Origin of the sequence: Micromonospora sp. WMMD723, assembly GCF_049863385.1 — a bacterium.
Taxonomy (GTDB): Bacteria; Actinomycetota; Actinomycetes; order Mycobacteriales; family Micromonosporaceae; genus Micromonospora; species Micromonospora wenchangensis.
The window spans coordinates 3,335,324-3,355,896 of record NZ_JBMKNR010000001.1 but is presented as its reverse complement, the minus strand read 5'-3'; the positions used below and the strand labels follow the sequence as shown (position 1 = coordinate 3,355,896).

Sequence of the window (20,573 nt, the reverse complement as noted above, 5' to 3'; positions counted from 1 at the left end):
GCATCCTGCCCGATTCAATCGGGGTATAGGCACGCCCGTTGTCGAAATCACACCCGCAGAGGGAGTGCATGGCGCAGCCGCTTCCCTTACCAGCCTGTCGTGGAGGCCCGCGAAAGTGACCACCCGGTGCTGTGCCGGACGGCGTCTTGGGCGAGGTTGTCGAGGTTGGTGAGGATCTGGCGGGGTGCGGCGGTCAGGTCCAGTGGGTGATGGATGATGTCGATGCCGGTGTGGCGGACCCGCCGGCGGGATGGTGCTGCGCCTTGGGCGTAGACGAGCCAGCCGGCGGGGAGATCGAGCGCGGTGCAGTAGGCGAGCATCTGATAGGCGTCGGCGTTGGGGTATCGAGAGCTGGGTCCTTCGAGTTTGTATTTAGCGTCGAAGACCGCGACCGATCGCTGGTTGACGAGGTGGACGACGTCGGGTCTGATCGGGATACTGCGGTCGATGTCGAGGTGATCCTGGTACTGGCCGGCGGTGTGACCGGGGTACGGGGCGAGGGCTTCGCGTAGCGCGGTAGTGACGAAGTCTTCAAACACTTTGGCCATGTTGACGACGAAAGCCGCGATCGTGAGGTCGCCGGGGCCTGGTTCGGCGGACTGGTATCGCAGGATGATCTGGGCGAGGCGCAGCGCGGCGGTGTAGCGCTCGTTGAGCCGGCTTGGTAGCCATGACGGCAGCGGCGTCCCGGCGGGAAGGATGTGGACGCCACGGAGCCGACCGTCGAGGTGAGTAATTCGTGAGAGCGCGCCGGAGGGCAGCCGAGGCACGGTTGCCATCCGGCGCAGGGCGGTTCGGAGGATCCGGTTCTCGGCGATATCCGTGGCGTACTCGTCGTAGCGGACCTCGATGGGCAGGAGCATGCCGGGACGGCGAGTGAACTGATCGGCGAACCGGATGCGGCCCCGGACCAGGGGTAACGCCTCGTCGACAGAGACGTAGCCTTGTAGGACACCGGGAGCCAGGGCACGTTCTGCCTGCCGGATCAGCGATTCGGCCAGGGCCGGCCACAGGTCCGGTTCTGCGGTGGCGGTGACGTCCTCAGGGCGGAATCCCGGGTCGAGGGCGTAGCCGAGCAGGAACAGCAGCCGGGTGATGCCGGTCTTGGGTCTTACCTGGACGTCGAGGCCACCGATGCGGACGGCGCCGACCTTGCCGGTGGGCAGCAGGTACCACCAGTCGTCGCCGTCGGGGCGGACCTCGACGAGCCCGGTGCTGCTGAGCGCCGCGGCGATGCCGTCGTCGAGACGCCGCCGTATCCCCTTGCTGTCGAGTTCGTCGAGGACGATGGGCGGCTCGCTCATGGCGCGGGTTCCCGCTGGTCGGCCGATGGTGGTGGTGTGATGCGGGCCCGGATGGCGGCCAGCCCGAACCGGTTGCGGATCTGGGCTCGGTTGAGCCGGCCGTAGTAGTGCTCCTCCAGCAGCGGCATCAGGTCGTATCGCCAGACGCGTTCGAGGGCGGCGTCGGTGTCGAGGTTCGGGCGCATCAGGTAGGAGGGGCCGATTTTGAAGTCGTGGTCCTGTTCGTCGTCGATACTGTCGTTGAGGGCGGCGAGCAGCGCGGCGCGTTCGTCGTCGTGCCGATTGTTGGCGGTCAGCCAGTTGCTGAGGACGTTACTCACCGGGGGTTCGTCGGGGTGAAGCTCGATGAAGGCGAACCGGCGCCGGATCGCGGCGTCGACCAGGGAGATTGAACGGTCTGCGGTGTTCATGGTGCCGATGATGAACACGTTAGGCGGAAGGTTGAATGCCTCGGACGGGGAGTATTGCAGCCGTACCGTGGCGTGGCGGTACTCCAGCAGGAAGTACAGCTCACCGAAGACTTTGGCCAGGTTCGCCCGGTTGATCTCGTCGACGATCAGGACGTACGACTGGTCGGGGTTGTTGCGGGCTTCGGCGGCGATCTCGCGTAGCGGTCCGGGTGTCTTCGCGAAGCTGACCGTGCCGGAGTCGGTGCCTTCGACCGGGCGGAAACCTTCGAAGAAGTCCTCGTACGCGTACGAGGGGTGGAATTGCACCAGGCGCACGGCGTCGCGGTCGGCGACGTGGGCCGCGAGTGCTCGCGCGAGGTAGGTCTTGCCGGTTCCTGGAGGGCCGTAGAGGATGATTTGGGATCGGTCCTGCCACACCTCGATCAGGTCCTGTAGCCAGGACCGATCGATGTGCAGCCGGGCGGCGAGCGTGTCGGTCGCCGCGGTCAGTTTCGGCACGGTAAGCGGTGCCGGCTGCGGACGCTCGGCCGTAGCCGGTTCGGGCGTGGTCTCGCTGTCGGTGTCGACGCCGATTAGAGTGGTGAGGACGTCCAGAGCACCGGTCAGGTCGACCACGGTGCCTTGCTGGTCCAGCTCGGCGGGCAGCGGTGTAGGCAGTGTCTCCACACCGATCGGGTCGTGGGTCAGCCATGCCGCGGATCTGCGCAGGCGGGCGCCGCTGTCGTCCGGGCTGTACTCCGCGTCGCCGTCTAGGATCGCGCCGTACAGGTGATCATCGAGCAGGGTGACCACGATGTCATCGGCGGCCATCTGCGACAGGAACGCGTGGTACTCGGTGGCCAGGCTCATCCGCTGGGCGTAGTCCAGGTGCTGGTAGCCGGCTTCCACCGCGGCGCGGACCTCGGCGCGGGACGCGCCGGGTGTCATCTCGCCCAGGTGGGTCGCGGCCAGCGAAACGAACGACTCCGTTCGCCATCTGCCCACCAGGTCGGAGCCGCCTTGCCGAGGCCGTACCAACCAGGCCCGGCGTTCCCCAGGTGGCCGTTCGGCCTGCTTACGCCATTGCGCGGCGAACGGCGGCCGATAGTAGTCGACCGGCTGCCCCGTCTCCTGCTCGATCCGGGTCGTGATGGTGAACAGGTCCCGGTTGAGGTCACCGGAGGACCGATCGCCCTGGCCGAGGAAGGTGTCTCGTATCGCCTTCTTGTCGGCGATGCTCAGGATCGGCAGGAAGTGTGTCGGAAACGCGAGATACAGCAGTTCCTCGCGTAGTGATGGCATGAAACGGTGCTGGTAGACGGCGTCTTGCCAGGTCCACGGGTCGGCAAGCGCGTCGGCCTGTTGCGGCTGGGGGGTCTGCCACCAGTTGCCGAGGAAGTTGACCGCGTCGACCAGCCACTTCCACAGCATGGTGTGTGCGCCGGTGCCGCCGTTCCAGGTGCCCTGGGCGAACGCAGCCCGCACGTGCTCGGGGATGCTGACCGGCTCACGCATCCAGCTCAGCACCTCGGTGATCCGTCCGTGCAGTGTCGCGGCGGTCAGGTTGAGCAGCGGTAACCCTTGCAGAGTGAGTAGTTCCGCCGAGAGCTGGATGGCATCGTCGGGCGCGCCGTCGAGCTGACGGCGGAGCTTGACCATGAAGGGATCTTTGCTCGCGTCGGGTCGCTCGTTGTAGTGGCGGTGCAATTCGGCTGTGGTCTCGGCGGTCCAGACCCGGCGATCAGGGGTGAACAACGACCGGCCCTGGAGCAGGCCCAACTCCAGCAGTTCCCGCCCGACCTTGCGGACGAGGTCGTCCGGCCGCGCCGGGGTGATCAGCCCAGCCATGCTCATCCGAGGGTTTCCTTCCGGGCCTGGTGGCGGATGCCGGCACCGGGTGGCGGAGCAAGCGCCGTGACGTACGGAACGCCGGTCACAGTGGCCTCCTGCATGGCGTCGAAGATCTCCAGGATCATACGTTTGGTGCGGTATTCGCCGTACGCCTTCTCGTCGCGCTCGCGCACGACCATGAAGGTGTCCATGATGTAGTCGACGTCGTCACGGCCGACGCCATAGAGGTGAAAGTAGGCGGCGTCGAGTTCCGCCCGCAGCGTGGCCCGCCGGGAACGATCCCACACGAACGGCGGCCCATCGTCCCCCAACTCGACGGCATAACCTTCCAGGTCGTACGCGGTGTAGCTCAGCTCCAACACCCGAGGCGTGATCCAGCAGGTAAGGCTGACCGGGATTGACCAAGGGGTGTCCCGTTCGTATCTTTCCGGGGGCAGGACCGGCAACTGCTTGACGATGAAGTAGCCCATTCCAGCGCCGGAGAGCTTCTGCCGGGCCACGAAGTCGAGAACGAACGAACTCATGTTGGCTTGGAGCCCGGCGGCAGGGTCGACGTGTGACAGCGCGAGCAGGTACTTGTGACCCACTGCGGTGCGAGGGACCACGGTTGTGATGAGGGTACGTTCGTCGACGCTGCGGGCGATGTCGCGCCAGCCGAGGAGCCAGTCGTGCGGCCAGCCGGGTTTTTCTCGCTCGGGGTCGCCAGCGAGTTTCTCTTCGACCAGGGATTCGGGTACCCAGTAACGGGGCTGTACGCCGAGGGAGGGATCGTTGTGTGCGGCGTCGTCGAGTCGCGGCAACGTGCCTTTGTTTAGCTGTTCCTGTGTGGCACCTTCGTATGTAGAGAACCGGTGATCATAGTGATGAGCCAACTTGGCCTCGTAAAGTGGCAGAAGATTCTCGCCATCTTTTGTGAAACGGTTTCCTTCTAGAAGCCAACCAGATTCCATCGCTTCATCAGCGTTGATGAAGTGCCGAGATCCGGTGGCCATGTTGAACAGACCTTGAGCGAAAGAAATGCTCCATGGGTTACCCAGGGGATCCTGGTCTCGCCAGAGCACAGGAATCCGGTTGTAGATTCCGATGGTGATCTCGGCATCGCGACGCGCGACGAAGACGGGGCAGGTTCCAGTGTTCGGATTCAGGCGAAGGATCTCGTCGGGCGTGATCGTATAGGAGCGCTCGGCGATCTGCCGAGCCTGTCGCGCCCGGAATGCCAATATCGCGTGCCCGGCTGGTCGGCCGGAAAGTACGAGAAGCGCGAACCGGTACTGGTTGTGCACGCTGGGGAAAACCTTTTCCTCGTTCTCGAAATCGAAAATGGCAACCAGGTTTCGGCGTCCTACCAAGTCGCGGAAGTAATGCTGCGTCGTCGCATCCGTCGCGATTCCAGTGGGGACGATGATGCCGAGCCGCCCAATCGGGCTCATTAGCGATCGATCTGTTTCGGCGAACACCGCGTAGGTGTTCAGGCGGCCGGACGACGTGAGCAGATAACGGCCAGAGTATCTGACAAACGCGGTCACGCCTTCAATTCGGCGGCGTTCCTGCCGATACTCCGAAAAGAGAACGGGGTCTTCCTCGGCAAGTGCATCGATGAGCAACTCGCGGGCTGCATCGTTGGGCGCCTCGGCGATTTCAGGATCACGCGACGCGAAGAACTCCTGTTTGTTCACCTCGATCTTTTCCCAAGGTGGGTTACCGAGGATGCACGAGAACCCGCCGTCCCAACCTTGCGCAGTGGTCTCGATGGTGGTCTCGTCGACCTGGAAGATCTCGGGGAATTCGAGGTGCCAGTGGAAGAACCGGTATTGCGTGGCGAGGTGCTGGGCGTACCCGGTGAATTGGTCGTTGGTCGTGTCGAGTGGGCTGGCGGCGATGGCGCGCATGATGGCGTTGGTGGGTGGTTCGGGCACCGGGTAGTCGGTGCCAGGGACGCGGGCGGGCATCGGCCAGACGAACGCGGCACACCAGGTGTCGGCGTGGCGGTGTTTGGCCTGGTAGGCGTCTGACTGTTCGTGCTTTTCCCAACGGGCGGCTTGGGCGCGGATTGCGTTGACGTCGTCGGGCAGGTTGAGCAGGGCGGCTCGTTGCGCGGCGAGGTCGGCGTTCGAGACGTCCGGCCCGCTGCTAAAGACGAAGGCGTCCTGGGCGTAGCCCCGTTCTGTGCCGGGCTGGATGGAGACTGTGACGGTGGCTTGTGCCTTGTTGTTCTTGCGGACGGCGGCGGCGGTCGCTTTGTCGTCGCCTTCGAGCTCTTTGAAAGCGCCGTCGGGAACATCTCCGTGCAGGAGGGCCGGAGTGGCGCCGAGCAAGGAGTTGCCGATGCGGATGCGGGCGTCGAGGAAGCCGAGGGGTTTGCCCGGTTCGAGGGCTTCCATCCAGAGCGAGACTTTGGCGAGTTCGGCGGCGAGGTCGTTGAGGTCGACGCCGTAGATGCAGTTGCCGGCCACCTCGCGAAGCGCGTGCTGGACCTGGGCGGGGCTGGGTTCATCGTCGCCGGAGCGGACTTGGGCAAGCCGGCGGGCGATGCGGCGGGCTGCGGCGACAAGGAAGTGGCCGGAGCCGCAGGCGGGGTCGCAGACGGTCAGTGCGAGCAGCCGGGTTTCCGCGTCGGCAGGATTGGCCGCACCGGTAACGGCCTCGTCGAGCAGCGGGTCGAGGGCGGTGTCGAGCAGCGCGGAGACGAGGCTGGGCGGGGTGTAGTAGGAGCCGGTGGTTTTGCGGTCGTTGCCGGAGATGGTGACAAGTCGGAACACGCGGTCGGTGAGGTCGAGGCGAGGGACGAGTTCGAGCAGCGATTCGTAGACGCTGCCGAGTTCCTCGGCACCGAGGTTGCGGTAGTCGACGGGTTGGATCCGTTGTCCGGGCAACGCGACCCAGGCGAGTTTGCGGATGGCGCTGAGCAGATCTTCGTTGGTGAGTTCGCAACCGAGCAGCGGGTCGACGGGCAGGCCGTCTAGGGCGGGCAGGCGCGGGTCGGGGTCGAACAGCCCGGCCAGGGCGGGTAGGCCGAGGCCCGGATGTCCGTTGCCGCCGAGAGCCCGCAGCACGAGGCGCTGGGCGTGCCAGAGGTCGGGATGAGGGCTGCCAGCGCGGCTGCGGGACAGCCGGCGCAGGCGGGCGGTGGAGAAGTAGTGCTGGTACCGCTCGCGGGCTTGGGTGGCGGCGTCGGGGTGCAGGAGAGCGTTACGGTCTTCGGCGACGAAGCAGAACAGCAGCCGGTAAACGAGGCGCAGCAGCGCGCGGTGGTATTGGGCGGTGCTGAGGTTTCCGTTGCGCAGGGCGGTGGTCAGCGGCTGGTTGGCGGGGTGGCGGATGAATCCTGTGCCGAGTGCGGCGATGGCGTTGGCAACGCCGTCGCGGAGCCGGTCGAGCAGCCGAGTTCCGGCTTCGGCGGCTTCGCCGCGCCAGATTTCGAGCCAGCAGCCTGCTGGTGTAGTGGTGCCGGTGTCGTCGGGGCGCTGTTCGAGGCGAGAGACATGGCAGAGTTGCCAGAGCAGCAGGAACTCTGGGTATAGCTCGCCGTCGAAAATGGTTTCGAGGTCGAATTCGAGGTACGCGGATCCGGCGAGGGCGGTGGAGTCGCGCAGCAGTCGCAGGCGTAGCCCGTTGGACAGGATGCCCCACAGGTGGTCGTCGCTGCGGTTGAGTAGTTCTTGCAGCATGGCCTGAGGGGCGCGGGCTGCGCCGGGCAGGTCGAGGTTGCGGTGGTTGAGGTCGGCGGTGGGGCCGAGCAGATGGATGGGCACGTGTTGCCAGGCGTGACTGACCGGGTAGTTGCGTTCGTCGATGGTGTAGCCGCTGGGAAGAGCAGGGACCTGGCCGTAGCCGAGTTCACGGAGCAGAACGAGCAGCCAGCGTTGCTGGGCGGCAGTGGTGCCGTGCGCTCCGGGTGCCTGGTTGGCGGTGTGTTCGCGCCAGGCGGTCCAGGCGCTACGCAGGTAGGACCAGGCGCGGCTGGCGGCGTCACGGACGGTTTCACGTCCGATGAGGTGGTACGAGGCCGGGGTGAGGCCAGCCGGATTCTTGAGTTCTCCGGCTTGGATGCGGGCAAGGAGGCCCGGTGGGACGACACCGCCAACGGCGTGGATGGCCTGAAGTCCGGGACTGCTCACGCGGTTGCTCCCGTCATCATGGGTGCCGGTCGGTAGAGGTAGACGCCGAGGATGTCGACGGGGAGTTGAGGGTCGACGGTGAGGCCCCGGATGCCGAGCGCTCCGGCGCGGTCGCCTCGGGCGGCGGTGCGGACCCGGACGTGTGCGTCTCGTAGAGAATCGGCGAGGTCGCGGGCGATCTGGTCGAGGTGGCCCGTGATGGCGGGCAGGGCGGCGAGGATCCCGGTCATGATGTTGCGGGCGATGTCGGGGCTGAGGTTGTGATCGGGCCGGGCGGCGAGCAGGGTTTCGACGGCCTCGGGAGTGAGCCACTGGGGGTTCGATGGCGTGCTGGTGAAGGCGAGTGGGCGGGCTTCCTCGGCGACCTGGGTATGTGGACCGTAGCGGCCGGGAAGCGTGAGGTTGGCGCGTACGCGGGTCAGCAACAGCACAGTCGGGATGGTGACGGCGTCGGTGACGATCACCCCGCACCGCCGGGCGGGCCGCGCGTCGGCCGGCAGAGCGGGGTCGAGAGCGGCGTCGAGGACGTAGCGGGCGATGCCGGCCGAAGTGCTGTCGGTGCGAGCCAGGACGGCAGCGCCGCGCGGGGCGGGAAGGTCCCGGTAGAACGGCATGGCTTTGGCGGATTGGCCGAGGGCGTCGCGTAGACCGACGGGCAGGCCGGTGGGTTCGACGGTGAATCCGTACGGCTCGCGGGTGAGGATGCCGCCGCACTCCTGTAGGGCGGTGGCGACGAATCCGGCTACGTGGTCGGTGCTGCCGAGGGCGGCCCGCATGGCCTCGACCTCGCGGCGTACTTCGTCGGGGCGGATGGTGTGGTGGGCGTAGCGGCTGCGGCTGCGGCGTTCTGCCTCGGCGCTGCTCTGCCAGTCGAATTCGAGTTGCCGGCTTTCGGGCAGGTCGAATTCGAGGGTCTCCTGGACGTAGGCGGTGCCGCGTTTCATGACCCCGTCCAGCAGGGCGGTGAGGACTTGGTCGCTGGTGGCCGGGACGGGGACGCTGATGCCGAGGTCGCGGCGGATCGCCTCGTGCTTGCGGATCAGGACGTCCATGACGAGCCGGTCGATGACGTTGTCGGCGCCGTAGAGGGTGACCGCGCGGACGATGTCGCGAGGCTGGCCGAACCGGTCGACGCGGCCTTCCCGTTGTTCGTGGCGGGTCGGGTTCCAGGCCAGGTCGTAGTGGACCACGGCCTGGAAGTCGTGTTGCAGGTTAACGCCCTCGGAGAGACAGTCGGTAGCGACGAGAACCTTGTTGGTGGTGCCAGCCCGGTCGGCGAGGTCCCGGACTCGGGCGGCGCGGTCCTCCGGGGGCAACTCGCCCGTGATTACCTCGACGACGGCCTTCGGGAACTCCTCCGTGAGGTGGTCGGCAAGGTAGTGGGCGGTCGGGATGAACCGGCAGAACACGATCGGGTGGAAACCGTCCTTCAGTAGCCGTTTCACGGTGGCGGTGACCAGCGCCAGTTTGGTGTCCAGGCTTTTACGCCGTTCGGCGTCAGACTCCTGCGCGATGGCCAGGGCCTGGCTGCGCAGGTCGTTCAGCCGGTCCGTGGTACTGCCCGTGCTGCTGGGGCTATCGTCGACGACTGCTCCGGGGACAGCGTCGGCGACATCGAGCGCGTCGTCGTTCATCAGGTCGAGCACCAGGGCTGCTCCGGTGGCGTCAGCCGCCTGTTCCGTGCTAGTGCCGGCGGACGCGGCCCGGGTGGTGAGGGTGGCCGCAGCCGCGGCGGGTGAGGAGGCCAGCGCGCGCAGCAGCGACAGGGCGGACCACCATCGAATGCGTTGCTGCACGCGGCTGCCGCTGTGGTCGGTGATCTGCCCCTGGACATAGCCGAGGACGTTGTCGAGCAGGGTGCGGTATTGCGGCGACAGTTCGTAGGTGCGTTCGTCCGTGGCCCGGTCCGAGGGGAATTTCGTATCGGCACCGAGGTATTCGCGGATGTCAGCGCGGCGGCGCTGCACCATGCGGGACGCCAAGGCGCGCCGGCCGGTCTCGCCGGCCAGATCGATGTCGCGCAGGGCTGGGTCGAGTAGCCCGATCAGGTTGCGGAACGTTTCTTCCTTGCCGCTGTGCGGGGTCGCCGTTACCAGAATCAGGTGCCGGTGAGCGTCGGCGGCGAGATCTTTCAGCAGCCGGTACCGCTGGGTGCGGCCCCGGCCTCCGGTTCCGGTCTCGTCGCTGACGCAGGCGTGTGCCTCGTCCACGATGACCAGTTCCGGTGCGGCTCGCAGGAAGTCGTCGCGGCGCATGTCCGACTTGATGTAATCGGTGGAAACGATCGTGTAGGGGTATCGCTCGAAGATCGATTGCCCGTATTCCAGGCCGCGTTCCAGGCGGCGGACGGTTCCGGGCAGCACTGGCTCGGCCGCGATCCCGAACTTCGCCTGCAACTCCGACTGCCACTGCTCGACGAGGCTGGGTGGGCACAGCACGGTCATCCGGCGGGCGCTGCCCTGCGCGACGAGTTCGGCGGCGACCAAGGCGGCCTCGACGGTTTTGCCGATGCCAACGTCGTCAGCGATCAGCAGCCGGGTGGTCTCCTGCCGCAACGCGAGCAGCAACGGCACGAGCTGGTACGGGCGTGGGTCGACGGCGAGCGAGGCGATGCTGCGAAACGGGCCGCCGCTGGCCCGGAATCCGATCCGCAGCGCATCGCGAAGCAGGCGGGCACTGCGGTCGTCGCCGAGATCGGTAGCGTCCGGTGCGGAGAAGGTGGCGTGCATGACGCCCTCTTCGACGAACACTCCCGCGATGTCGGCGTCGCCCCCGGCGAGCGGCCTCAGGATCAGAAAGTCGGTGTCGCTGCCGGGCAGCACCACCCACTCCCGGCCGCGGGCGCTGACCAGCGAGCCGATCGGGAAGCCGCGCTGCGCCGGCAGTGAGGTGGCGGTCATCGGGTGGCCTCGCCGAAGACGCCCGGGTTTGCGCGCACGACGCCGAGCACGTCATCGTTCGCGTCGATGTGGATCACGTTCCAGCCTCCGAAGATCAGGGGTTCGGTGTCCCGGTTGCCGTGCCCCTCGAAGTCGACGAGGACAATCGTGGGCACGGCAGCGTTCGGGTAGACCCAATCGGCCTTAATGCCTTCGATCTCCACGTCGGTCTGACTGGGCATCACGTAACCGTGTTCGCGTAGCAGCCGCAACAGTCTGCCGAGCGTTCCGGACTCGTCCACACCTGTCTCGGGGTCGTCTGCGGCTCGTCCGGCGGGCGGGCGAGCGTCGACCGGGTAGGTGCTCGCCTCACCGAGGCGCTGTAGGGCCGAGACGATGAGCCGACGGTCGATTTGCTCGTGTACGAGCTGGTTGCCGTACGACAGCAGGCATCGGTAGCAACCACGCACACAGGCATCGTCTTTCTCGGCCCCGGTGGCGGGGTCGACGTGGATGATCTGCAAGGCCTCGACGGCGATACGCCGCAGGGCGTCCGGTTCCGACTGCAACCTGCGCAGCACCCCGGCGCCGCCCTCGGCCGCCTCGACCAGCAGGACCCGGCCACGGTCGTCGGCGTCCGGCAGCAGTTCGCTGGACAGCTCGGCGTCCTCCAGTTGGAACACCGCCTCGATGCCCCGCTCGACGGCGTACTGCAAGGTGACCGCTTCCTCGTCGCTGACCGACTCGGCCCACCGCAGCACCATGATGTTGCGGCGATCCTCCACGTACGGCGTGATCAGTGCTTTGCGGTTGACGTCCTCGAAGCCGGCTTCCATCTCCTCGTCGGACGGGTCGGCCTCGGCGGTGCCTTCCTTCTCCGACAGCCAGCGCCCTTTGACCAGATCGAGCCAGAAACCGTGGGTGTCCTTGTTCTTGCGGGCGCGGCGGCCGAGGTTGGTCACCCGGATCTCGGCGGCGTCGCCATACGCCATCGTCGCCACCGGCATCATGTCGGCGGTGAGCACCTCGGCCACGAGTCGTCCTGGCCGCCCACCGCGCGGCACGAAGCGGTAGGTGGTTCGCAACTCGAACCCGATCCGGTTGCGTTCTTCCTCGTCCGCGCTGATCCGCTCGCGCCGCCGGGTGATCACCGTCTGCATCTGCAACAGGTCCCGCCACGTGGTGTTGAGCCGCTGCCCGCAGCTCTCGCACACGTCGACACCGACCTGGCGGGGATGGTGATAGCCGCACGCGTCACACACCCGAGCCGACGTGCGGACGACCTCGCCGCTGCCTTGATCGTCGCCACCGCGTGGCAGGCTGATCCTGGTCACCTGATAGCGAGCGCCCTCGTGATAGATCAGCGCCCCCGGCCCGAACTCGGAGACTGCGAGGAACCGTGGCCGCTGCAACCAGGTGTTTCCTCTGCCTCGGTTGCCGGGCACGTACGCCGCAAGCGGCAGCCGCGGGAACGAGTACCCGGGCAGGAACCCCTCCGACGCGAGGTACCGGTAGGTGTAGAAGTCACTCTGCCCGGCGTCGTCGGATTGATTCAGCAGCAGCTCGATACGCTGACGTGCCTCCCGATAGCGCTGGTCGGCGTCTTCACGGACCTGCCGGGAGACCGTCGCATCGGCGGCCAACTCCGTTGCCGCCTGCCGTTCGTCATCGGCTGTGGTGTAAAGATCCCGCCACCGGCCGCACGCCGCGTCGAAGGTGTCGAACGCAGCGTCGATCACCTCACCGACCCAGTCCTGCGACCACCAGGCAGACTCCTCGAGCGCCGGGTGGAGCGGACGCAGCAACTCCTGCGCGGAATGCCGAGCCGCCGTCGCGACCTCGGGCCGCTGCAGCTTCGCCGCCAGTTCTGAGCGTACCGGCTGCCGCGGTAGATCCAGCGCCAACACCTCGGCCATCGACCGGTCCAACCGCACGCCGGTCTCGGCCATCCACACCGCATGTACGTGGGAGCGGATCAAGTCTTCGTTTGCCAGATCCAGCCGCGGCGCCTGAACTTGCCCGGACACCATCAGGTGGGAACGCTCGAAATAGTACGAGTCATGGCTGTTGCCGCTGGCACAGTAAGTGACGACCAACGCCGGCTGCCCCGACCGCCCCGCCCGGCCGCTGCGCTGCGCATAATTGGCGGGCGTGGGCGGCACGTTGCGCATCCCGACCGCGTTCAGCGACGAGATGTCGACACCGAGCTCCATCGTCGGTGAGCAGAACAGCAGCGGCAGCGCGGTCCCTTCCCGGAACTGCTGCTCACGTTCCTCCCGAACCTCCTGACGCACCTGCGCGGTGTGCTCGGCCGCCCGCAGCCCGGCGAGCTGGGAACCCACATCGAGGTAGAGGTCGCGGAAGAACGGCACCACCCTCGGGCGCTGATCGGCCTCGAACCGGCGCCGAACAGGGTCGGGCGCACCCGCTGTGCCGTCACCGGCCCGCAACAGCATCGCCGACGACTTCATCCGGTACGCCGTCTCACCCCGTTCGACGATCTTCGCTAGCACCCCGTGCTTCTCCAGCAGCTTCATCAGGGCCGCGATGACGTCATCGGCAACTGCCGGCGACAACGACTGCCCGAACCTGTCCTTGTGCCGCAGCCACCGGCCGAAGCTGCCCAGACCCGACAGGAACAGCGAATGCCGGGGCCGGTACTGCCCGCCCCTGCCCGGGATGGCCAGCCCGATCACCGGATCCGGTTCGGTTTCAGGCACGGTCCACAGCCCGGTCAGGTGCTCACGGCTCAACCGGCGCAGCCGGTCCACGAACTCCGGCGTCAGCGCCTCCGCATCGACGGCCAGCACGCGCCGCATCTCGTCCAGCAGGACCCGCATGACCTCGTACCGCTGGCCCGGCTCCGCCTCGACCAGCAGCTTGTGCGTGCCGTCCCACTCGTCGTTACGCTCGGACAGCGGCACCAGCAACGGGTAATCGATCACGAGTAGCCCCGACTGCTCCAGGTTAGGCAACGTAACCCGCCAGCCCCGCTGGATGTCGCGCAGCACACGGAACTCGACCACCGCGCGCAGGGCACGTTGCGCCGTGCGCAGATCCAGCGACTTCGGCGCCAACGCGAAGTCAGCCGGCTGCAACCCCAGCCGCCGGGTCACCTCGACACCGATGTCGAGCGGGTCCAGACCGTCATCGCTGGCCGCCGCAGCCCGATACAGCGCCGCACGCAACTGCACCACCAGCGTGAAATCGTTGAAATGCCCTGCCTGCAAGCTGGCATCCTGGCGGTTGTCGACGAACGTCAGCAGCTTTCGGGCGTCCATGCCCAGCGCGGCTTCCGGCTGCCCCCGCAGCGCCCGCACGACGCTGGCGGCCACCACCGTCATCGCGCTGCTGCGGCCCTCTCGGTCCAGGGTGACGAGCTTGCCGAACTCGTTGCTGCGGACCTGTTCGTACGAAACCCCACAGCGCAGACAGAATCGGAACGCACCCGGCATCCACGCCGCGATCACCCCGCCGGCCTCGCCGGCGGCATCCGCCAGCTCAGCGGTTCCGTCGGCGGCCGCCCGATACCGGACCGGGACGTCACGCCGCCGGGCCGGCACGATCTCGTGCCCGGCACCGCCGGTCCCCAGCCACGACGCCGGCAGACGCCCCGCCGCCACCGGATCGGCCGGCCACTCCCGATCCGCTGACACGAACAGATAGCCGTCATCGCGATCGGTGATCCGCAACCCATGACGGGCCCTGAACACCGCCGTCTTCAGTTGACTCTGCCGCCGGACAATCAGGTACTCCTGGCCGCACTCACGGCAGAACGCCAGCGGATACAACCGCCGCTCCGGACTGCCGGGCAACACGACCTGGAACGTCGTCTCGATCTCCCTGGCCGCGACAGGCTCCAGGGTGGAATACACCGTGCCGCCCTTGGACAGGAACTGATGTAACCGGAAAGCGAACAACGGCCGGCCGGTGTCCTCGTCCCGCGCACGCGACCCCGCCAGCAGCGTCGCCCGGATAGCGGTGGCACATTCGGAATCCGGACGGCCGGTGATCCCGGACAACGCCGTCGCTGCATCATCCACCTTCATCGGCGTCTGCCGCACCAGACGACCGCTCTCCGGCTCAGGCCGTACCCCGAAGTTGTCCTCGATCCACGAAGCCAGCGGATCCGAGCCGAGCCGCTCATACCCGGCGCGCAACACCGGATCGTCCGACTCCGCATCGCCGCGAGCGGCGACCGCCGCCGCCAGCGCCGCCGCCGACGCGTCGCGGGTGGTGGTCGCCCGCACCAACGTCTCGGTGATCACATGATCCGGGATGACGGGTGTCCCGAAGATCCGGGACGCCACATCGGCCACCTCGACCTGCTGTCGGGCCACCGTGTCCGCGTTGGCCATCGTCGCCGACGTCCCCACACACTGCAATGACTGCCCCGCACCGCACGCATCACGTACACGGCGGACCAGCATTGCCACGTCCGCGCCCTGCCGGCCTCGATAGGTGTGTAGCTCGTCCAGCACTAGAAACCGCAGGCCGTGCGCTGCCTCGACCAGCGGGCGCCGCTCATCCGGCCGGGTAAGCACCAGTTCCAGCATCACGTAGTTCGTGAGCAGGATGTCCGGCGGGTTCCGCAGGATCGCCCTGCGCTCGTCCTCGGTCTCCTGGCCGGTGTACCTGGCGAACGTGACCGGAGGCCGGCCGTCGTACCCGAACTCCAGGAACTTGCGCATCTCCTCCCGCTGGCTGTTCGCCAGGGCGTTCATCGGATACACCACGATCGCCCGGACGCCCTGCCCGGACCCCTCCCGCAGCACTCGGTCCACGATCGGCACCATGTACGCCAGCGACTTACCCGACCCCGTGCCAGTGGTCAGCACGTATGAGGCACCGGTGCGGGCCACCCGCACGGCGTCACTCTGATGCCGATGCAGCGTAATCGGTACCGAGCCGCGATCCTCCGGCGCTTTCTTCACCCGGAAGATGCGTGAGCACTCCTGGTGCAGCAAACCCTCACGAACCAGATCGTCGACACGCCCCCCGGACGCGAAGGATGGGTTCAATGATGACCACGGCGCTGGCCACTGCGCCCCCCGAGCGCCCTCCTGCTCCACACGAGCCCTGATCCGCTCGTCGTGGACATCCACGAAACCCTCGCTGAAGGTGCGGTAATCCTCGATCAATCGACGATGAACTTCGAACGCGTCCAAAACTCGCCTTCCGACCGCACCGATGCCGACGGTCCATTGGATCAGACAACCTACAGCGCCAGCAGCAAAGGGTAGTTGTCAAGAAACTGGGGCTAATCATCATAATTTTTGCAAGTAGGGCACACTTGGCCGACGGGCGCAACCGAGATAACTCTGAAAGCGGGCAGGCGGCCGGCTCCACACCAGCCGGTACATGCCCGACAATCTGAGCCTGCGGCATACCGCACTCAGCCGTGTGCGTGGTGCGCGCCGGCACCGGCCGAGGGCCGGCATCACGCCCGAGCGGGCAGGGCGGCAACAAGTTGGTCAGCGCGGGCAGTTCAGCCGTTGGTGATGTCAGCGGACGCGCCACGACGCCGTCATCAGTCTGCGGCCTGGGTCTCGATGATCAGGGTGGATCCCGTGGCTGCCTTGCGTACGTGTAGGCGTGAGGGTATGCGTCTTCGTAGCTCGGCGACGTGGCTGACGATGCCCACGGTGCGACCGCCGGCGCGTAGGCCGTCGAGGGCGTCGAGTACCTGGTCGAGTGCTTCTTGGTCGAGGGTGCCGAAGCCCTCGTCGACGAAGAGGCTGCCGAGTTGGGTTCCTCCTGCCTCGGTTAGGACGACGTCGCTGAGGCCGAGGGCGAGGCAGAGGGAGACCAGGAAGGTCTCTCCACCGGAGAGGGTGGCGGGGCGGCGTTCCTGACCGGTCCAAGCATCGATGACGGATAGGCCGAGGCCGTTGCGGCCAGCGCGGCGGCCGGTGTCCGACTCGGTGACGTGGCGTAGCTGGTAGCGGTTGTGGGTGACCTGGCCGAGTCGGGTGTTCGCGGCCGTCACGACGTGTCGGAACCGGTGAGTCAGCACGTAGGTGGACAGGGTCATCCGGGTGTTGCTGTCGGTGCCCTTACCCTCGACGAGTTGGGCGAGGCGGTTGGCGATCTCGTACTCGGCGTGGATGGGTCTCCAGCGGTCGAGGGCGTGGGTCAGGTCGGGGGTCAGCTCGTTGAGTCGAAGGTGCTGTCCGGCGGCAAGTCCGTGTTGAGCTTGTAGCTCGGTGACCCGTCTACGGGCGGCCTGGTATGCCTGTTCGCTGCCGTCGACATCGGGTGGTGCTTGGTGTGCAGCGGCGAACAGGGCAGGGTCCTGAACTCGTCCTGTGATCTTGTGGTATTCGGCGTCGAAGGCGGCGAGCTGCTCCTCGAGCTTCAGGGTTTCGGGCTGGGATAGAGCTGCGGCCCGTGCCGCGACTGCGTCGGTGAAATCCGACAGGTGCAGGTGATGCTCCGCCATCCGGCGGGCGTCGGCGAGTTCCGTCGCTGCCTGACGCCACTGCCCCAGGTTGGCCGCTGCGGTCTTGACCTCAGCGATCTCCCGGGTCAGTCGGGCGACCCGTGACCGCAGGCTCTTGTCCGCACCGCGAGTGGCGTCAATGCTCTCGTCGAGTTCGGTGATCTGGGAGGTCAGGGCGGTCAGCTGGGTGCTCGCCGCCGCCTCGTCGCGCCCGATCTTGGCGGCCTCTTCGTGCTGCTCACGGAGGAGCACGTCGAGGGTTTCCAGTTGGGTCCCGAGGGACTCGGCCACTTTCCCGGCCTCGGTCGCGGTCCGGACTGCCTTCCGTGCCTCGGTGACCGCCGACTTCGCCTGGACTGTAGTCAGGTCGCCGACGGCTTCGGCAACTTCCTGGAGCTGGGCGTTGATACGTTCGACGGCGACCTCGGCAGTGCGCCGTTCGTCGAGCCGCCTGTCCGCTTCCGCCTTGGCGTGCTCTTCGTCGGCGGCGGTGACGGCGTCGGCGGTGGCTTGTGCGGGTTCGGGATGGTCGGGGGAACCGCAGACCCCGCAGGGCTGTCCGGGCCGGAGTTCACCGGCGAGTTCCGCTGCCATTCCGGCCAGCCGGCGTTGCCGCACGTCGAGGTGTCGGGCCTCCGCGGCCTGGTGATCGTCAGTGGCGGTACGCCGTTCCTCCTCGGCGGTCGATAGCTGGGCGGTGAGATCGTCGCGCCGTTTGCAGGTTTTAACCCGCTGCTGTGCCTCGGTCAGTAGTAGTTCGGCGGCAGCCTGGCCGGCAGCCTCCGTGAGAGCCTGCTCGTGCCGGGCGGCGACCTCGACCCGTTCGAGGGGTAGTTCGGCGAGTAGGGTCGTAGCCTTCTCGGCCCTGCGGGCCAGGTCTTCGAGCTTCTTGCCGACCATCGTCCGCTGACGCAGCAGTGTGGTTCGTCGGGCCTCGCTGTCGATTGCGCCCTGGGCTGCATGTAGGTGCTCGTTGCGGGTCTGCTCCGCGCGATCCAACGCGTCGGGGCGGAGCTCGGCCAGGTCGACAGCGTAAACGTCGTCCTCCGACAGGGGCGATATGTGCTCTGGCAGCACCATCACGTCGGTGGGCAGCCGGGTGAGCTGCTCGATCGTCGTGCGACGGACCCGATCGAGGTCGCTTTGCCTGCGGTCGGCTTGGTCGAGGTGCGGTATCAGCGTCGCCGACTCGCGAGCCCGGTCGAGCCGACGCTTCCATTCGTCCCGCTCCGGCTTGCGCAGGGTGAGCACGTCGCGCTGCTGGACCGCTGCCCGGTAGTCCCGCTGCTGACCCGCTAGGGTAGCGGCTGCCTGCCGGACCTCGTCGAGTCGTTGCTCCTCAGCGGTGCCCTCGGCCACGCTCGCGGTCAGAGCATCGACCAAGGCGCCGATCCGGTCCCGATGCGAGGTGGTCCACCGCTCAAGCTCGCTGAAGGTGCCGGGCGTGTCGAGATCGGCGGGCGCCTCCACCTTGACCACCTCGGCGATGCGTTGGGTCAGGTCGCGGATCGTTGCGAGGGACGCGCGGTCCTGCTGGCCAAGATGGGTACGGTGCTCGGCTAGCCACCGCTCGGCATCGGTGAATATCTCGATGTCGAAGAGGCGCCGCAGGAGTCCCTGCCGGTCGTCGGGAGATGCCTGCAGGAACCGGGCGAAACCGCCCTGCGGCAGCAGGATCACCTGACAGAACTGCTGGACGTCGAGGCTGGTCTCTGCTCTGATCAGGTCGGAGGCTTCCCTGTGGTCCCGGGTGACGAAGGACCGGGTCTGGTCCGGTAGCTGTTCGATGATCTCGACGTGTGCAGTCTCCCGGGTCGTTCCGGTGCCTCGCTTCCGCGGACGGACCCACTCCGGAGTGCGGGTGATCAGCAGGCGCCGGTTGGTGAGGGTGACGTCCAGTTCGACGCGGGGGCCGAGACCAGCGGTGGCGTGGTGGGAGTGCAGGGCCTTGGCGTCGTCCCGGAAACCGGGTACGGCTCCGTAGAGGGCGAAGCAGATCCCGTCCAGGATGGTTGTCTTACCCGCGCCGGTGTCGCCGTGGATCAGGAACAGGCCGTCGGCCGTCAGGGTTTCGAAGTCGACGCTGACCGTGGTGGGAAACGGTCCGAACGCGGTCATGCTCAGTCGATGAAGTCGCATCAGCGGGTCGCCTCCACGCGGCGCAGCTCGTCGAAGGCGCGATTCAGGAGCGCGATCTCGTCGACGTCAGCGGGCCTACCCCGTACCTCGGTGACAAAGTCCAGTGCCACCTCCACCGGAGACATCTGGTCGAGCACGGCGAGATCCCGGTAGCCCACCTCAGCGGTCAAACTCGGAATGACGAGCTTCAACAGATACGGGAACCGGTGCTTGAGCCGCTCATGTGGCGATACCGGCCGTGCTGCGTCCGTGAGAGTCGCCTCGACCCAGCACTGCTCGTACTCGCTGAACGCGGGACTGTTCAACAGCTCCTCGACGGTTCCGCTGATCCGGGCCATCCGCCTCGGTACCGGGGCGGGGATCTCCTTCACGTGGCCCAGTCCGTCCGGACCGAGGTCGACGAGGTAGGACGACTTGACGTGCGTGGCCTCGGAGAAGCTGAACGCCAGAGGCGAACCGCTGTACCGCAACCCGTCGGCCAGGCGCTGACGCCCGTGCAGGTGCCCGAGCGCCACATAGTCGACGCCCCCGAACACCCCGCCGGGCACATGCTGCACCCCACCCACGCTGATGTCCCGCTCGGTGTCACAACCCTGCCCACCCGAGACGAAAGCATGGGCCATGACAACAGACCGATAACCGGAGCGGGCAGCCAAGTCCGGTCGGACTCGACCCATCGCAGCTTGCAACGCTGCTGCGTGGCTCCGGTCCTCGATCCCCCAGTCAGCCATCGCCGCTGCCGGTTCCAGGAACGGGATCGGATAGCAGGCCACCTTGGACGTCCCGTCATTGAAGAGCACCGGTGTGCCCACCGCGCCTGTACCCACCCGGACATGGACCCCGGCCCGTTCCAGCAATCGGGAGGAAACCCCCAACCGGGCCGGCGAATCATGGTTCCCGGCGATGACGACGACCTGGGTCTCCGCCTCCAGCACGAGTCGGGTTTGCGCCTGGTCCCACAGACCGACCGCATCCGGCGGCGGCACCGCCCGGTCGTAGAGGTCACCGGCGATGAGCACCGCATCGACCCGTTCGACGCGAGCTACCTCAACGAGGTGATCGATGAAGGCCTGATGCGCACCGTGCAGGCTGAGGCCGTGTAGATGACGTCCCAGATGCCAATCCGAAGTGTGAAGGAAACGCACGAGCGGTGACGTTAGGACACGCGTCTACCGCTTCACATCAACCCAGCCGACCAGACTTCTCGGCCGAAAATCGGGAGTGTCACGGCCGCCCGACCGAAATCTCTCTGATACTGCCAACCAGCGCCAGGCCTTCTCAAGCCGCCTCAGAAGAACCACCACTCGTCATATTCCCGAGGCGAAAGAGCTGCCCAGTTCGGCGCACTGAAGGGAGAGAATCGGGGCAAGCTGAGACTGGCCCCTTTGCCCCGACCCCGCCTGTTCCGTGACCCGCCAGGTCGACGATCCGGAGTGTCGGAACACCGACAT

Annotated in this window: 7 protein-coding genes; all 7 read right to left on the bottom strand. The window is 67.0% G+C overall.

Features of this window, described 5'->3' with window-relative positions:
* Positions 1–86: 86 nt before the first annotated feature.
* Complete coding sequence (locus ACN261_RS15180) at positions 87–1,304, bottom strand: McrC family protein (RefSeq protein WP_425850714.1); 1,218 nt, start codon at positions 1,302–1,304, stop codon at positions 87–89.
* Positions 1,301–3,547 carry an McrB family protein gene (locus ACN261_RS15175; protein WP_425850711.1) on the bottom strand — a complete coding sequence of 749 codons (2,247 nt, stop codon included), beginning with the start codon at positions 3,545–3,547 and terminating at the stop codon, positions 1,301–1,303. The genes ACN261_RS15180 and ACN261_RS15175 overlap by 4 nt, the downstream gene beginning before the upstream one ends.
* Positions 3,544–7,662, bottom strand: a complete 4,119-nt coding sequence (locus tag ACN261_RS15170) for an Eco57I restriction-modification methylase domain-containing protein (RefSeq protein ID WP_425850709.1) — start codon at positions 7,660–7,662, stop codon at positions 3,544–3,546. Before ACN261_RS15170 ends, ACN261_RS15175 begins: the two co-directional genes overlap by 4 nt.
* Entirely contained in the window at positions 7,659–10,562 is a 2,904-nt protein-coding gene (locus ACN261_RS15165; protein ID WP_425850707.1) for a helicase-related protein, read from the bottom strand. Before ACN261_RS15165 ends, ACN261_RS15170 begins: the two co-directional genes overlap by 4 nt.
* The gene (locus ACN261_RS15160) at positions 10,559–15,709 is read right to left on the bottom strand and encodes a DEAD/DEAH box helicase (RefSeq protein WP_425850705.1); all 5,151 of its coding nucleotides are present in this window, start codon (positions 15,707–15,709) and stop codon (positions 10,559–10,561) included. The genes ACN261_RS15165 and ACN261_RS15160 overlap by 4 nt, the downstream gene beginning before the upstream one ends.
* Before the next feature lie 362 nt (positions 15,710–16,071).
* Positions 16,072–19,122: an AAA family ATPase gene (locus ACN261_RS15155; RefSeq protein WP_425850704.1), complete on the bottom strand. Its 3,051-nt coding sequence runs from the start codon at positions 19,120–19,122 to the stop codon at positions 16,072–16,074.
* Positions 19,122–20,267, bottom strand: coding sequence for an exonuclease SbcCD subunit D (locus tag ACN261_RS15150; RefSeq protein WP_425850701.1), 1,146 nt, complete (start codon positions 20,265–20,267; stop codon positions 19,122–19,124). The genes ACN261_RS15155 and ACN261_RS15150 overlap by 1 nt, the downstream gene beginning before the upstream one ends.
* Positions 20,268–20,573 lie beyond the last annotated feature (306 nt).